The organism is Alteromonas sp. ABE4_545 (assembly GCF_056161325.1).
Window position 1 is genome coordinate 48617 of the sequence record NZ_JBSWYY010000011.1, and the last position, 16694, is coordinate 65310.

At 39.6% G+C, this 16694-nt stretch carries 14 protein-coding genes; 10 read left to right on the forward strand and 4 right to left on the reverse strand.

Annotated features, from left to right (window positions below; all coding sequences use genetic code 11):
* The first annotated feature begins 1 nt into the window (after position 1).
* From ACXAH6_RS11730 to ACXAH6_RS11750, 5 genes are all read left to right on the forward strand, one after another.
* Positions 2–964 carry a TniQ family protein gene (locus tag ACXAH6_RS11730; RefSeq protein WP_474877032.1) on the forward strand — a complete coding sequence of 321 codons (963 nt, stop codon included), beginning with the start codon at positions 2–4 and terminating at the stop codon, positions 962–964.
* Positions 936–2363 carry a TnsD family Tn7-like transposition protein gene (locus tag ACXAH6_RS11735; protein WP_474877034.1) on the forward strand — a complete coding sequence of 476 codons (1428 nt, stop codon included), beginning with the start codon at positions 936–938 and terminating at the stop codon, positions 2361–2363. Before ACXAH6_RS11730 ends, ACXAH6_RS11735 begins: the two co-directional genes overlap by 29 nt.
* 24 nt (positions 2364–2387) lie before the next feature.
* Positions 2388–2723 carry a helix-turn-helix transcriptional regulator gene (locus ACXAH6_RS11740; RefSeq protein WP_474877036.1) on the forward strand — a complete coding sequence of 112 codons (336 nt, stop codon included), beginning with the start codon at positions 2388–2390 and terminating at the stop codon, positions 2721–2723.
* A 30-nt stretch (positions 2724–2753) separates the two neighbouring features.
* Complete coding sequence (locus ACXAH6_RS11745; protein ID WP_474877037.1) at positions 2754–2981, forward strand: hypothetical protein; 228 nt, start codon at positions 2754–2756, stop codon at positions 2979–2981.
* A 282-nt stretch (positions 2982–3263) separates the two neighbouring features.
* The gene (locus ACXAH6_RS11750) at positions 3264–3512 is read left to right on the forward strand and encodes a hypothetical protein (RefSeq protein WP_474877039.1); all 249 of its coding nucleotides are present in this window, start codon (positions 3264–3266) and stop codon (positions 3510–3512) included.
* A 250-nt stretch (positions 3513–3762) separates the two neighbouring features.
* Here ACXAH6_RS11750 and ACXAH6_RS11755 read toward each other — a convergent pair whose 3' ends face one another.
* Complete coding sequence (locus tag ACXAH6_RS11755) at positions 3763–4521, reverse strand: 2OG-Fe dioxygenase family protein (protein WP_474877040.1); 759 nt, start codon at positions 4519–4521, stop codon at positions 3763–3765.
* Positions 4522–4840: 319 nt separating this feature from the next.
* On the opposite strand from ACXAH6_RS11755, the gene ACXAH6_RS11760 reads away from it, so the two are divergent.
* From ACXAH6_RS11760 to ACXAH6_RS11775, 4 genes are read left to right on the forward strand one after another with little or no spacing between them, the layout of a single operon-like run.
* Positions 4841–6598 carry a hypothetical protein gene (locus ACXAH6_RS11760; protein ID WP_474877042.1) on the forward strand — a complete coding sequence of 586 codons (1758 nt, stop codon included), beginning with the start codon at positions 4841–4843 and terminating at the stop codon, positions 6596–6598.
* A gap of 5 nt (positions 6599–6603) precedes the next feature.
* Positions 6604–7422 (forward strand): 3-deoxy-manno-octulosonate cytidylyltransferase, encoded by an 819-nt coding sequence (locus tag ACXAH6_RS11765; RefSeq protein WP_474877044.1) that lies wholly within the window; start codon positions 6604–6606, stop codon positions 7420–7422.
* Positions 7423–7436: 14 nt separating this feature from the next.
* Positions 7437–8096, forward strand: coding sequence for a hypothetical protein (locus ACXAH6_RS11770; protein ID WP_474877046.1), 660 nt, complete (start codon positions 7437–7439; stop codon positions 8094–8096).
* Positions 8093–8722, forward strand: a complete 630-nt coding sequence (locus tag ACXAH6_RS11775; RefSeq protein ID WP_474877048.1) for a histidine phosphatase family protein — start codon at positions 8093–8095, stop codon at positions 8720–8722. Before ACXAH6_RS11770 ends, ACXAH6_RS11775 begins: the two co-directional genes overlap by 4 nt.
* Positions 8723–9262: 540 nt before the next feature.
* On the opposite strand, the gene dsr1 is transcribed toward ACXAH6_RS11775, so the two are convergent.
* Positions 9263–13033: an anti-phage defense-associated sirtuin Dsr1 gene (gene dsr1 / locus ACXAH6_RS11780; RefSeq protein WP_474877050.1), complete on the reverse strand. Its 3771-nt coding sequence runs from the start codon at positions 13031–13033 to the stop codon at positions 9263–9265.
* 378 nt (positions 13034–13411) lie between these two features.
* On the opposite strand from dsr1, the gene ACXAH6_RS11785 reads away from it, so the two are divergent.
* Positions 13412–14497 carry an MBL fold metallo-hydrolase gene (locus ACXAH6_RS11785; protein ID WP_474877052.1) on the forward strand — a complete coding sequence of 362 codons (1086 nt, stop codon included), beginning with the start codon at positions 13412–13414 and terminating at the stop codon, positions 14495–14497.
* 92 nt (positions 14498–14589) lie between these two features.
* On the opposite strand, the gene efpL is transcribed toward ACXAH6_RS11785, so the two are convergent.
* Both efpL and ACXAH6_RS11795 read right to left on the reverse strand, forming a co-directional pair.
* A complete protein-coding gene (efpL, locus tag ACXAH6_RS11790) occupies positions 14590–15165 on the reverse strand; it encodes an elongation factor P-like protein EfpL (RefSeq protein ID WP_474877054.1) in 576 nt (191 codons plus the stop codon).
* Positions 15166–15273: 108 nt separating this feature from the next.
* Positions 15274–16599: a DEAD/DEAH box helicase gene (locus tag ACXAH6_RS11795; protein WP_474877056.1), complete on the reverse strand. Its 1326-nt coding sequence runs from the start codon at positions 16597–16599 to the stop codon at positions 15274–15276.
* Positions 16600–16694: the final 95 nt, after the last annotated feature.

Here is a 16694-nt window from a genome sequence, read left to right on the forward strand (position 1 = left end):
TATGGCGACGATGCACTTTTTGTTACCGCTGCTGCCTGATGAGCACTACTTTTCGCGCATTGCCCGCATGGCCGTGCTTACACCCACTAAATCGGTGGCTGAGTTCTATCGAACTTGGTTTAGTGTGAATCAGTCGGTTAACCCTCTTAAGGACTATCAAGCCGTATGCAACGGCTTGATAACTCATACAAAAGCGACGATGTGCGAAGACTTGCTTTGTCGGCATACGAGTACTGGTTTCTATAGCCATTTTCTTGATGTAGAACGTCGCAGGGAGCTGCTCAAAGGGAAGTCGCAGTGTGATCGTAAGAAGCTTTTCATTCCCGGATTAACCAAAATACAAAATGCAAATTGTTGGCGAGCTTGCCCGCAATGTATAGAGGAGGATATTGAAAACTTTGGAGCACCGTATTGGCATGTCAGCCATCAGTTACCAACAGCCAAAGTTTGCGCTAAACATGCATTCCAAACGTTGGTCATAGGTTGTAAACGTTGTGGATGGGAGAATATTGATTTAAGAAAAAGTCCTTTGCCCAATACCATCTGCCCGAAATGCAATCATGATATGCAGGAAAGCTTACCAACCGCTACAGCTGCGAACGTTGCAATTGAACGTGTTGGGCGAGAGCTTCATTTAAACTCATGCTCACTTCAGTTTCCTAAGAGAGAGCGCCAAATACTTCGCTCGGTTGAACACGCTTTTGGAGATGCGATTCGAATCCGGAATCAAGAGTATTGGGAAACTAAAACGCAGATAGAGCATGAGTTCTGGGATTGGGTTTTGGAGAACCAAATTGGCAGCTACTTCGATATCAAATCTGAGGCTGAACTTCATGAGCTGCTTTGCATAGAATCGGTAATGAATAGCCCGACTAAGGTTACACCAATAGCGCACATTATCTGGTTAGTGTTTTTCTACCATATTGGTCAATCTAATGATGCTGGGCTATCACTTATTTCTTGAGGATGACGAAATACCTTACGGTTGGTTAGCTGCAACTTGCCAACTGTCAGGGCTTCCCTCTACAAGACTAGTGCTTGAGCGAAGCCAATTGGCACACTGTCAATTAGCTTCTCAACTCCCTGGGTATATCCCTTTTATCAGCAAAGTGTTGGGTTTATCCGCTAGTAAGATAATTAACGAGCACACAATGCTTCCTCTCTTCCGATGCTTTTTACGAGAAAAGACCTATTTTTCGGTGTTCAATAATCTCGCTGGAGGCAACGGCAGTAATCTTCATTCACGTATGTCGCTTATAGCCAATAGAGTTAGCGCCGGTACTGTTTTAAGGGCTTGTCCAGAATGTATTGAAGGTGACTTAGAAAATGTTGGTCGAGCATGGTGGCATTTGCAACATCAACTTCCTGGCTGTTCGGTTTGCTTGAAGCATTGTGAACCGTTGATTGAAGTAGAGGTACGACGTAGAGAGTTAATTCAGCCAACTCAGTTAGCAACTCAGCATTCATTAAACTTGAGCGAAATAGACATTCAACTAAGTGGTCTGATTGATGATGTATGGCGCTGTAATCAGCCTGTAATCCAATATAACGATTTATTGAATCGATACCGACAGCGGCTTGTGGAAGCCGCTTTAGCACCTCACATAGGAGCCATTCGGCAAGAAAGGCTTCGACAAACACTAAGGGCATACTGGTCGGAGAGTGCCTCCCCAGTAGTGCAGCAACTTTTACTCGACAACAGTTACCCTGAGAATTTGTTCAGGGCCCAGAGGGCACAGTTTCATCCGTTAAAACATCTATTGCTAATCGGGATGTTATGGCGTTCTTGGCAGGAGTTCGTCGAATACAACACTAGTGAGCCAGGATTGCACGAAAGCTGTGACGCTAATTGGTTGAATGAAGATAACTCCGATGCTGACATTTTACGCTCACTTAGAGGCGGACAGTCGCTGAGAGAGGTATCACGGTATTTCAAGCGCAGCATTATATATGTCAAAAAAATCGCGGTGCAACACAACGTTCAAGTAGACAGACGTCCCAAAAGGATATTCGGTGTAGATAGGGAGTTAATTGTTGGAATGCTTAAGAGTGGCGTTAAAACGCGCCAAATCGCCCATAAGGTTGATTGTTCTGTCGGCGCCGTAGAACAGGTACTTTCACAACACCCGGACCTTGTGAAATCTAGACGTGAGATGCGCTTCAACGAGCAACTTAACAATCATCAACAAAATATTCTAAAAGTATTAGATGGGCGTCCGAATTTACATCGCGGAGAAATTCAATGCGCATGCAAAGCTAGTTACAGTTGGCTTTTCAAGCACGATAAAGAGTGGCTCTACAGTGTGTTACCTCCCTCTTTACCCAGAAGTAAAAGATACGCAGGATATTCGAATGACGGTTGATGGTATAGGTATATAGGTCAAAAAATGTCAGACAACAAAAGGTTAGATATTGATTCACTGACAGAGGGGCGTGTGTTGATAGAGGATTATGCCAATAATGGCTTTGTCGATACACCGCCTGATAAACAAGCACTGCACCCCGCACGCTATTTCAAAGACTTATTTGTGCCTAAGCTAAGAGAAAAGGGATTAAGTGACGAGGATATAATCGAGAATTTGGATATATCTGTGAGTGACTATCGTGAATTTCTGGACGAAAAATCCGTGGTCACAACTTGCTTTGCCAACAAGCTTGCTGTGTTAACGGGAATGAGTGCTCAGTTCTGGTTACGAGGTCAAAGAAAGTGTGATGACCGCTAATGAATCCTAATTATAAATATAGGTTGAATTATGATTGTAACCGTTGGTAAAAATGGGGCGATTCCTCTCCCGCCAGACGAATATTTCAGTGCGGAAAATAAATTAAAAATTGGTGATATTTTGCTATGTACAGTTATGAAAGATAAACGCTCTATTAAGCTTGAGAAGTTTTCAGATCAGTCTTTAAGTGATGAAAAAATCAAAGCTCACGGCTATTTATGCCGTGTAGAAGAACTTAACCCCGAAGATTTTGAGTGATCTATTCTGACCTTTTACCGTAGGTAGCTCTATTAGCTGCCAGTAAGAACAGGTGTAAGCTACTATTGATACTAGGAGGAAGCCTTATTTAAGTCTGGAAAAAGTCTCATTTGATTTAGGCTTTCTAGTTTCTTCCGGCTTCTTTCTCTTGATTTTTCAACATCAACACCAGAATTTTTTAAAGGCTTAATTTTGAAGGGGGGGTGAATTTGGTCTCGTTTTAATTTGGACATATTTTAAATTAATTTGAGAGTCGCTCCATAAGGTTAGCATGGATTGAAAATGGGAGGCAGTAATTTGAAGGCATACAATGTCACAATGAATTTTGACCTAGGTGGAAGTGAAATGTCTACAGACAATATTGATGACTTGCTTTTTGAAGCCGGCTTTGATGATGCTTTAATTAGTCATTCATGTACTGGCCAGATTGAAATAGAAGTCCGAAGGAATGCTGAAAATATCGACTTTTTAAAGGAATCAATTATACGAAAAATTCGTAGCCTTTTCCCAAAATCAAAATGCTTAAACTAGTTACCATTTTTTGTTTTTAAAATGCCTCAAATCAGTTTTCACTCGCAAAGGTTACATCTAGTCCCGCATCCTAGTCGCTTATCTAGACTGGATGCACTCGGTAATTCCCGTGAGTTTTTTATGAATTTACAAAAGGCTCAAGACTATTGGGCTCGACTTCTTGAATAAAATTTAGAAGGACATTATGTGAATTGAAAATTTGTCCATAAAAAAAAGCCCGCAAAGCGAGCTTTATAAAGGGGGACTAGGTTTAATGTATTATCGGAAAAACTGGGGTCATCTCGGTTACTAAAATAGTGCGATAACCGGCTAACAATGGGTTGGAGACGAATGTTTCAGTTGCCGAATGGCATACAGGCTGGTTGTTTGACCAAGGGCGTTCATCAAGTATAACTCCCTCCCCAACAGGCACCTCTTTGTTGTATAATAGCGCCTCCTCGTTAGCATCTAGAATATGTAAACCAACTTCTGAACCATCCGCGATGACAAAAGCCCCTCCTTTCACGTTATTTCTTTCTACAGTTAGAATACAACTACGGGTATTTTCTCCTAGTCGATCGAAATGCAGTGAGTTGGGAGTAACTATTGCGCATTGCTTTTCTGTGACTTTATATCTGATTACCATTACCTCAAATTCATAGTATGGAGCTACCACTGGATGTTCGCTGAGTTGAAAGCCAGTTAGCCATTTGATTAACGGATTTATCCAGAATGATGAGCCATCGTGTAATGTATTTAGATTATTGTACATACGAATCACACCACGGTAGTCCGTATTCAATGAATTAGGTAGATAGTAGGGAATTACGGAACCTTTTTCTGTTTCAATACCATTGTATGGTAAAACTTGACCAGTGTTGCCACATACAGTGGCTCGAGCAGTTCCTCTCCAACGACCGCCATCCTCCTCCTTCAGGTTCATTGTATTCAGATTATCGACAAAGCTATCAACAATTCCTATCAATGGAACTGTAATCGTTTGAAATGGTGTATTAGGTTTCAGTTTCATCAAGCATTCCTCGTTGTTTATTTAGCCCAATTAGTGTTGCTATTACAGCCAAATATGTAAATTTCACAGTATTTTGATGATGGGAGTCAAAAACCTCTATTTCTCGAAGGGGAAATAGTAAATTAAACCCTGTAAATTAAGATTAAAAAGGATAAGATTCTTATTTAAAATCGAAGAGTGATCTTATGTGTTTGATTTTATTGTTTATTTTTAAAGGCTTTAACTGAAAATATACTTTGTTTAAACAGTATTTTATTTTTTTTTGTGTGGGTTTTAGGGTAAGATTTATTTGTGTTTATTGCCTTCAAGGAGTGAAAAAGTGATCGAGCCAGCAAAAAAAAGTCCGCCTGATTTATATTGGGAGCTATTGAAGTACCTCTTGAGGAAAACAATTCAAAAATATCAGTCGATAAATAAACTCGAATATATTGATATTGCCAGAATTATACATTATGGAAGCTCTTATGAAATATCACCTGAAGTTTGGTCAGAGAGAAAAGTAGAAAATTTTGAAAAAGTGGATCTTGTCGATTTTATAGCTGACAGGTGGGTTGGTAAAATTGCCGGTTTTGATGGGGGTTACAAGATTCCCGATAAAATAAAAATTTTAGGTACTTATAATTATTTAGTGAAAAATAGTGTTGAGATTAAAGATATTTTTAAATCATTTCTATATTCCAACACGTTTTGGAAAAATTACTTCATTTCTGAGATTGACAAAAGGGCTAGATACGAAACTCGTGAAGTTCGCTCTGCTAAATATAAAAAAGTTAGCTGTTTGTTTGAACGAACAGAGTATAACGATTTTTTAGCTAATCACCTTGACTCATACTTTTTTAAGAGATACCGAAACTACATAGCTAACTTAGAACAATTTTTAACATCAAATTTTTTGAAAAACAATGAGCATGGGCTAGATGTAAGAAAATATTCTATACAAGTTAAGTTAGAGGGTAAATATTTTACTCTAAAAGAATTGTCCGAATTCTTCGATCAAAATGACGATTCATTGAAAAAAAATTACATTAATTCGATGCTGTTAAAGAGAATTGCGATTGATTTTTTTCAAAAAGAAGGAAATCCTGAGGATCAAAATATACGATGGTTGAGTAGGGATCTTAACCAAAATCAATTGATACCAGCGTTTGAAAAATGGGCCTTGGAGCGCCTACCTGAAATTGATGTTTTTATTGTCGCGTCCAATACAGAGGATATTTCTGATACTGTGCTGAAAATTTCGTCTATTCTAAATGGACTTAAACTTGAACACGATTGTATTTCTAATATTGAGAAAAATATGTTTTTTCGCATGATTGAATCTAAAACTGACTTGTTTTTAGAAAGTAGAGTTTATAAGACGGAATTAAATGAACATCCTTTTTTTAGTTCTGAAGATGTCGTTACTAAAAATTCAAAAATACGCATTAGTATAGTGGATCAATGGCAATTACTGTGCTTACAAAAAGTGAATGAAGTTAGTAGTTTCAACACACCCATTACAAGTAAAGCGATATTAAATATTGTTACTTTTCTTAGCCATGCAAGAAAAAGTCACAACGAGTTATTGAACGAAAGGAGTAAATCTCTGGTGGGTATGGGTATTTATAATGAGGTTATACCCAATAAGCGAGGTCGAAAAACTAGTCTGAATAACGAAAAAATGACAATAGAAAGTGTTACGAATTTCGCATTAAAACACTTTGGTAGATACACTCTTCAATCAGATAGAAATATTTGTAAAGAGGTCATTAAGCTAATGTACGATTTTAAGCTTGGAGATTCATTAAATGATCTTAAAGAGATTGTACTAAAATGGCAAATTCCTTTGACAAATTACTATTGGGAAAATAGTGGATATAACGAACATCTGAAGCTAAGCATAATACATCCAGAGGACTTTTTAACAAAAAGTATCCTCCTTGAATTACTCTCTTTGGATACAAATACTAAAGATACATCAAAGAATATCAAGAATAGGGAAAAAATAAAGAAAGCTGAAGACAGGTGTGTTAGCTCAACCAGGCTAGTATTAAAAAAATTGATTGAAGACAGTAATATCGAACAGATAAGTGGTTAATAACTATGAAAAATATTTTAATAGTAATACCAGCACGTTATAACAGCACTCGACTACCAGGAAAGCCGTTAGCGAAAATAGCGGGTGTTGAAATGATCAAAAGAGTCACTGACGTTGCTGCTTATGTGGCATCGAAACATGCAAATTGTAGCTATGTTGTCGCTACTGATGATTCGAGAATTGGAGACTTTTGTTCAGCTAGGCATATTCCTTGGATAATGACTTCAGATAAGTGTAATAGTGGAACTGAACGCTGTTATGAGGTGGCGTGTAAGGTTGATGAAAGCCCCGACTTCATTGTTAACTTACAAGGAGATAATCCGCTCTGTCCACCTTGGTTTGTGGATTTGCTAATTAAATCTTGGAAGGATAGTACAGTAGGTGAGGTTTTTACTCCGTATGTCAATCTAAGCTGGGTGGAGTTAGATGTCTTGAGAGAAACTAAGAAGATCACGCCCTTTAGTGGAACTACTGTTCAGGTACAAAAAGATGGATTAGCTTTGACATTTAGTAAAAATATAATTCCTGCAATCAGAAAAGAGGAGATGTGGAGAGAGGAAACTTCATTATCACCCGTAAAAAGACATATTGGACTATATGGATATAGCTTTGAAGGACTAACTAAGTATTTGAAACTACCTGAGAGCCAGTATGAGAAATCTGAAGGACTCGAGCAGATGCGTTTTCTAGAAAATGGCATACCTGTGAAGATGGTCGAAGTTGATTATATGGGGCGCAGAGGCATGAGTGGTGTTGATAGCCCTGAGGATATTGGTCGTGCTGAAGAAATTTTAGATGCTGATGGGGAGTTTAACCTTAAATAGGTTAAAGCAAATCTATGAATATAGAATGCGAAATACGGAGTATAGTTGCTAGCGCTGTAGATATTGAAACTTTGTTAACGAAATATGGATTAGAAAGGCAGGAGGAGTTATTTGACGTAGAAGACTTTCGTGATGTTTACAATGAGTTTTCGAATAAGTTAACTTCTTCAAATTTTCCGACACTAGATATTGTGGCGGGACCTCCTTTGTCTGGAAAATCTCATTATGTCAAAGATTTAAAGCAACAGATTCCTGAAGCGTTTGTTCTTCAATTTGATGACATTATGATTCGCCTGAAGGGTTACAGAGAGTCTTTTGAGAAATTTGGGAATGAACAAGCGTTTAATGAGTACGAACTTCCAGCGAGGTGGCTTGGCTATCAATTGTTGATAAAGGCGGTAGTTGATAATTCTAGTATTATTTGGGGGCATAGTTCTGCAATAGATTCTCACGTTAGCTTATATAAGTATATTAACCATCAAACTGATTATAGCGTTCGTATGACGGTTGTTGTGACACCAATGGAGATTATCAAGCAAAGAATGAATAATACTCGAGATGGTGGCCGATTCTTACCCGAGCACTACATTTCTGAGCGATCAGAGAAGTTAAATAGTCTTTTACCAGAGTATAAAAACTATATAACTGTTATAGAAGTTGAGGGGAAATCATGAAAACTCGGTTAGTTATTGTTAGGCATGGGAATACTTTTTTGCCTGGGGACGTCACCACCAGAGTTGGAGCTAGAACCGACCTTGATTTAGTCGAGAGTGAAAAAGCTCGTCTTGCAGCAAGTTACTTGAGGGACATAGGCATCTTTCCGGATGTAATTTATTCAGGACCACTAAAAAGACATTATCAGACAGCTAAGGTTATTTGTCAGTCATTGGATATTGATAATTCAAAGATCGTTACTGAAAACTTTTTCAATGAAATTGATTACGGCATCGATGAGAATAAGACTGAAGAAGAGGTATGCTTAAGGTTAGGTAATGGCGATCTTGAAAAAGGAAAATCTGTTATAGGACTTTGGAATACCGAAGCCATTGTGCCAACTGGCTGGATAGTAGATCCGGAGAATCTAAAAGACGGATGGTTGTCATTCGCTGATAAAGTTTATAAAGAGCATCATGGGAAAAACACTTTACTAATTAGCAGTAATGGTACGATGAGGTTCAGTTATGTACTTGATGAACTGTTTCAGTATAAAGATCTCAAGGTTCCAACAGGAGGAATTTGTATTTTTGAAAAGGAGCAGAATGGCTGGCAATGCAAGGTATGGGCGGCTAAACCTAATTAAGTGTAAATAGATATTGTCAAATAACCTTTGTTTCGATCTGAAATGAGAAAAATAATATTCTGAATAAAGCTTATTGAAGCTCAGACATACAACACAAATCTGCGTTCACAAATTTAATTGTATTGGATGCTAATTAGATTTTTAGGGGGAGCTAACTATTCACAAATTTAATTGCATTTTGACGAAGCGCAACACACTGATTTTTATAGGTAGCCATTCACAATTTTAATTGTTGTTCTCCATGTTGATCCCGACAATTGAAGTTGGGAACTGAGGAAAGGAAAAACGAGCTCCGAATTAGAGCTCGTTTTTTTTAAATTTGAAAAGTAATATACATATTAATTAATCTTCGATGCTCCAAAGAGATCTCAAATCTGCAGACGGCCACCCTCGCTCATTTTGGGATATTTTTGAGTTACTAGTCTAGTCGGTATAAAAACGACTGACTTCGAATTCTAAAAAGTATGGAAAGCTCTATGCCTACGGCCAATCTCAGCCGGAGTCGACTTTCTCTATATTTAAATAAACGCCATACTCAACTCATTCAAAACGCCTGAGTAAATTATCGAGACGTTGATACGCCAGATCGCCACTCAATTCGGGGGCTCGCTCTAATACTTTATCTAAACAATCTCTCAGCTTAAATGGTGGTCTAAATGTTGGCGTATCAGTAATAAGCATATCTAGAAAAGCCAAAGACTCTTTTGGGTATGACTCAATAATCTCACTATGTTTTAATTTATGTATAAGATAATGAGAGTCATCAATCCTGTTTAAGTTATGCTTTAACAAATTCAATGCATCTACAAAATTCTCTTTAGCATTGATACAAAGTAATGCTAATTGATTAACAGTTTGTTCTGATGGATCGATTTCTTTTGGCCATATTTTAGTTAGAAAGTGCTTTATGCGATGGTTCCAATACTCTATATACTTGCTTCCTGAATTAGACAGCGCGTTGCTTAAGGACAAAACAACTCCATATAGCGCACTCTCTGGCAGCGAATTGAATGCTTTAGCTAGTTCTTTGGTTTTAAATTCTTCATATTTTTGAAGAGCTATGTAGGTCAAAAATCTTGAATATTGCTCTTTTGTTTCACCTAAATCTTCATAGAAATTAGCCGCTTCCAAGAGATCTGACTTGATACTTACTAAAAACGATTTATGTAATCTTGGCGACCATAAATAACTTCTCCAAGCTAGAGTCGCAACCACCCTGTTTTCCCAATTGAATAAGGGGATAATATGTTGATTCGACCAATTAGGTGAAACTCTGTAAAGTGATAGTGCGTTGGTTATTACAATTGCCCTAGATAAGTGATAAACATCGCTTTCATTAGCCACTAACATCTCAAATCGTTCACGATATTTATCTTCAAGCCCTTCATTATCGTTAGGTTTTTCTTCATACCAGCGAATAAATAAGCTTTCAGTAGTGATACCTATGGGGTGGTTTATTGCCGTTGTAACTGCATCATTTTCCTCATTATAATCAAAGTCATATGGCGCGGTTAACAATCTATCAACAAAGGAGAAATACTGCTCTTCCCGCAGAGCTCTACAGTTAGTATTGTTTTTCAACCACCGTGATAGATTCCAAGCAATATCTTTTAATTTATACTCATCCATCTCAATAAAGACATTTGATAAAGACCGCCAAGCTTTAATACTTAGTCGCTTTGACTGAGTCCAAGTATTTAGTGCTTCTCTCCAACGTTCAGGTATCCAAATATCATCTTTTTCAAGTGCTAACAGTGCGTTTTGAGCCAATGTAAAATCATTCTTGCATCGAATTGGCCAATCATCGTCGTCCCAATTATCGTGATCTGGTTTGGATTTTAACCACTCTATCAGTTCGGCTTCATTAGTTGGGCTAGGAAAAGTATCTCGATAGTAACTTCCATCTCCCATCCAAAAAGGAAACTCTTCTCTTTGTTCTTCTTCCAACTGCCACTGGGGATTTTCTTGTATAATGTTTTGATAAACTCGCTCAGCTTCTTCATTAAAGACTAGGCCTGCCTGTTTCAGCTTTTCTAGACGCAACCATTGTTCCCTGATAACCAAATTACTAAACATTTCTTCCGTTAAATTTTCTCTAAACCACTCTCTCTTTGGGCCTAAACAAATATTTACCAACAAACGCTTAGTGTTTCTTGTGTCAAAACGCTCAACCAAATGTGGTAATAATTGCAAAAGTTCTCTTTGTGAAGATACGCTCCAAAGCCACCTAGCATCTTCTTGCTCTAACCAACCATTAATCTCTTCTGCAGTAATCAAAGGAGTTTTAGACGCAGCAAAAAATGCCAATCTTTTGAAAATCGGAAAAGGGGTTAACCACCAGATTGACACTATACTTTTCGCTTTGTTTGCATTCTTTTCTAGTAACGAAAGCCATGAGTCTCTGACAAGATCAATTAAAATAGTCCAATTGTTATAATCTTTATTTTGAGGATGCTCAGAAATTGACGGCTGATGTATGTACGTGTAGTCAGTATGTTCGTCAACTCCGCCAAGGACAGACTTTAATTCCATAAGCTCAATCAACAATGCATTTACGTCAGAAAAGATTGAAGATATATCCGAACTCCACGTATCAACCTTTGATATATGTTCAACCGTCGAATGTACGAATGAAGAGCTAATATCTACCTCCCAATCAAGATATTTTCTTATCCCTTTTCTATCCTCGTCGTCCGCTGAGCTTAATGGTTTTGTAAAAGTAACTTTTGGAGCTAAAGCCTTTCTAAGTTTGTTTTTTAATGTAGGTGTTATTCCTGTTTTTTTATACTCACCAGTCCAATTGTAAAGGTTGTGGTGATGTGCAGAATGAGCGCAATAGTCAGCTAAAACTAAACTCCAAACGGTTAACATTTCTTCACTTAAAACAGCATCACTACTTTTTCGATTTAACTCTTCAAAATATGCGTTGTTTTCATCTTTTTTCTGCTGTCTTTGTTCCGATATCTCTTTCTCAATCAAAAAGTGAAGTTGACTATTTAGCACGCCCCCTCTTTTTTGAAGAAACAAAACCAGTTCAGGGTTATTAAGATGACTTACAAGCCATTTGCTAAGCCCTCGCATCACATCATCCCACTGAGGTTCGATATGAGAGGAATGAGATAGAGCCATTAATGGTGATTGGGAACTTCTTGCCGGGCGACAAAATAAACTGAAAGTTGCATCTGCTTTTATTCTAGAATCGAAAATTCCAAAACGATTTAATTCTTCCCCCTTTAATTCGATAGAATCTAAAACTGTCAACCAACTTAAAGGAGGCGAAGGGGTGAGGTTTGAAAATGTCTTTGCTGGAATGCCACTTGGATCGCTTAGGGCCCAAGCTAATCTCCTCGCATATTCATTATAGTAGTCGGAACTAGTTGGTTTAAATGGTGCGGTAGTAGCTACTATTTGTTCTTTGCCACTAAGACCATCTTTATAAATATTAGACCAATTTATTAGCGTCTTATGTAAGTAATAATGGTTCTGAAAACTCTTATATAAAATAGGGGTAACGTTTTTTGCTTTCCACTGCTTATACTCATCGTCAAATTTGCCTTTCTTAAATTCTCCAAAAGCAAACATTTCGGGTGGTGACTCTCCCAATAATCGGTCAGCAGCTAACGCATCCATCATATAGCGTAGAACTGGATCATTTAGACTATAACCAATAAAACAAACGGTAAAGCTGCGAAATAACTCGCTTACAAATCGGGCTGCCCAACGTTCTGTCAAATACGCCAAACCAAAATCGCCACTTGAAATTACCAAATGATCTAACTCAGCATTATTAAATGACTCTGGTAAAAGACCGTGTAAGTAAACTAAACCATCCCACCTACTTTTGGGTACTGGTAGTAATGGAGCTTTATATACAGGGTATTCCAAATCTTCTTGATCACCGGCTTTGTCGAATATACGATCAAAATTTGTAGTAATTAATCTAGTCTTTTTATCCTTCGTTAATGACAGTTGAAGCAGTGCTCGGTGAGTAGATGTCGCATTGGTAAGATCGTAATCGGGTTTTAATAGTTTTGCTATTTCCTGCCGAACATCCCTCCGCCATTCATTAGTATGCTTTACGGCTTCTAACAACGACACAGCGGTATCAAATTGCTCAGCTTTTAATGCTTGTTCCTGCACTGCATCAGGAATTACACCCATCTTCTCATAAAGTTTCCGCACTAAACCACCGAAGCTTGGTAACCCCGCAGGTAATGAAATACCTGCGCCACAAAAAAAGACTACTTTGCCTTCTTCTTGTGCTTGAAGTAATTTTTCTGGTACATCAGGTCCATTTTTAACGAACTGCATCTAAAAGCATCCTTAACAACTAATAAAATTCCTTTGTGTGCGCTAAACTCTATCAGATAGCCTTAGAGAATTACGTAATGGCAAGTCCCTAGTACCTTAGACACTTTGTACTTTATGATTACATAAACTATGTAATGTTCCAATAATGAGGCCCTTATCCGCTTAAACAATACTTTTCACAGTTTTCTATGTTGGTCGAACTAAACAAACAAAAACTCTAGCGAAGAAACCTCAATCAATTGACTCTATGTTTATGTCGAATCACGCATACACAACTCACCAAAATAACCTTTAGTTACACAATCCCCAAACACCAACAGTGCGCTACCCAACTGAAACTTGTTACACTTCGCTTCGAAATATACAAAGGACTACCGAATGTACCGAGGCTTGTTGTTACTGGGAATCGCATTACTGACAGGATGCAGCGTAAATAACCGTGTGGATGTGATTGCGCCTGAATCATCCTTGGTTGTCTATGCCGATGTTGAGGGCTATGAAGACAGGTATCAAAACATCTACGCTAAGTTCAGTGATTATCCGGTTACCTGTACGGAAAACTGCTATCAACCCACACCGCTTATTGCGTGTGAGTCACCCATGCAAGATTGCTTGTATACCGGTGATAAGCGTGAGGTGGAAACAGACACTGGCTTTAGCGTTACTTGGCTGGGCCACGCCAGCTTTTATATTCAAACGGCGAACGGTCAGCGCTTTTTATTCGACCCGGTATTCGACCAGTTCGATTGGCCGGTGAATTGGGCATTTAAGTTGTCGGATGGTTTTTTTCGCAACAAGCCCGCTCCTTTACCCCCAGAGGCATTACACAGCGCTGATGCGGTAATGTATTCCCATATTCATTACGACCACTTTAATAAAAGCGATATTGGCAAAATAGGCACAGCGCCTAAGTATCTTGTACCCATGGGCTTTGCGACGCACTTTGCCCAAAATGGCTACAACATCAGTGAAATGGCTTGGTATGCCAATAAGCAGGTGGGGGAGACGACCGTGCATTTTGTGCCTGCGCATCACTTTAGTAATCGCATTCTGGTGCCTTATATCTACGAAGACAACAACAAATCCCTATGGGGTGGCTGGGTGCTGGAAAACAATGGAAAAACCCTGTTTTTCGCTGGTGATACGGGTTATTCGCCGCACTTTAAAGATATCGCCAAGCGATTTGGCAGTATAGATATTTGTTTATTACCCATTGCTTCTTACTTTAGCGAAGAGTCGCCAAAGTTTTATCGCAAAGTACACGCAACACCTGAAGATGCGCTTGTTGCGGCTAAAGAGTTGGGATGTAAGGCAATGGTGCCTTGGGGTTATGGCAATGCGAGTTGGCGGATGGGGGATAAAACGTCCCATTCGGCATTGTTCCGCTTGTTGCATATGTACGATGAACTCGATGCCGATGTACCACTTCATATATTGAATGAAGGCGACACGATTGAGTTTTGAAACTATTGAGTTTTGAAACCACTGAGTTTTAATGTTTAGCCCCTGCGCTTAATCGCTAGGTTTAATTGCTAGGGGCTAAACTAAATCACAGATTAGTGTTTGTCACCACGGCTCTGGAATTTGCGCTCTTCGGTATTGATCTTAATCCACTCGCCAGTGCTGATATATTCAGGTACTTGAACAACCAAACCGGTAGATAGGGTGGCTGGCTTAGTACGCGAAGTTGCAGACGCGCCTTTAATTGACGGGTCGGTTTCCACAATTTGTAGTTCTACGCTCATAGGTAGATCAAGTGCTACTGGCGCATCACTCACAATAACCACTTGAATGCCGTCTGTCTCTTCGTTAATGAATAACGCTTCTTCAGCAATAGACTCTTTATTCAGGTGATACGGCGTGTAATCTTCTTTGTCCATGAACACATATTCATCGCCATCCATGTAAGAAAACATTACAGGGCGACGAGACAAATCTGCCATATCTAACATGTCTGAATCTTTGAATGTTTCGTCAAATTTAGCGCCTGTTACCACATCGTACATACGCATGCGGTATATGCTGCCACCTGCGCGACCTTGAGGTACAGAGCGTTCAATATCACGCACAATACAGGTTTTGCCGTTAAACACGATGGTGTTGTTCTTTTTAATTTCGCTTGCCTTTGGCATAGGATAATCCTGCAATAAAGGGCCGAAGGGTTGTCCTTCGGCTTTTAATAATGCCCGTATTCTCTACGATTTTTACCCAATGGGAAAGACCTAGCTGTTTGCAATGTGTTATGACGCAGCAGGTTTACGACGGCGAGAAGGATTGCGGCGCTTAGGTTTGGGGGTAGCGCTGCTGTTTGTCTTTGTCGTTTGAGTTGTCTTTGCTGTTTGTGGCTTTTTATCTTGAGCCGCTTTTGGCTTTTTCGGCTTCTTGGGTTTTTTAGGCTTTTTCGGTGCCTTCAAGCGCGTTTCAGGTACAGGCGTAAGCGGCTCAAAGCCTTCCATTGTTTCACGAACAAATAGCTGTTGAGTGAGTTGCTCAATATCTTGTAGTTGCTCAACTTCGTCGGCACTAACAAAAGACCAAGCTTCGCCAATTGCGCCAGCGCGTCCGGTACGGCCAATACGGTGCACGTAATCGGCTGCCGTGTTGGGAAGGTCTAGGTTAATCACCACGGGAAGCTGTGAAATATCAATGCCGCGCGCAGCAATATCGGTGGCAACCAATACCCTAATCTTTCCATCCTTAAACTGGGCTAATGCTTTGGTTCTGGCCCCTTGGCTCTTGTTGCCGTGAATGGCGGCACTGGGAAGCTTCGCGGTTTCCAGTTTACTGGCAATACGGTTTGCACCGTGTTTTGTGCGACTGAAAACCAGGGTTTGGGTCCAGCCTTTTTGCTTGATCAAGGTGATCAATGCCGTGATTTTTTTCGATTTGTCTACCGTGATCAAATGCTGCTCAATTTTATCCACTGTGGTATTCACCGGCGCGGTTGAGACTTTAATTGGGTTTTGCGTGATCGATTCTGCCAATTCGGTCACTGTTGGCGAGAAAGTGGCAGAAAACAACAGCGTTTGGCGCTGTTTGGGTAGCAATTTTAATATGCGTTTTATGTCGTGAATAAAGCCCATGTCGAGCATGCGATCGGCTTCGTCGAGCACGAGCATTTCCAACTGGCTAAATTTGATTGCGTTTTGCTGATACAAGTCGAGTAATCGACCTGGTGTGGCGACTAATACGTCGCAGCCTAAACGCAAGTTACGCATTTGAGGGTTAATACTGACCCCGCCGAACACAACCGCACTTTTAATGCGCATGTGCTTGGAATAGTCCTTCACGTTCGCTTCTACCTGCGCCGCTAATTCGCGGGTTGGGGTGAGGATCAATGCGCGTACATGATTGGGTTTTACTCGGTCAGCATCGGCCAAGCGATGTAAAATAGGTAATGTAAAACCTGCTGTTTTTCCAGTGCCGGTTTGTGCCGCAGCCAGAACATCCTTGCCTGTCAGTATGGCAGGAATTGCTTCCTGTTGAATGGGGGAAGGAGTGCTGTAGCCTTTTTCGCTAACAGCTTGAAGCAATGGCTTACAAAGCCCTAATTGACTAAACGACATTAAAATTCCGAAACGAGAGAAAAACGAATGTAGCGAGGTGCTTGATTGATTGAACCGTGAGGCTCTAAGTTGCAGTGTTTGTGCAAGTTCATGCA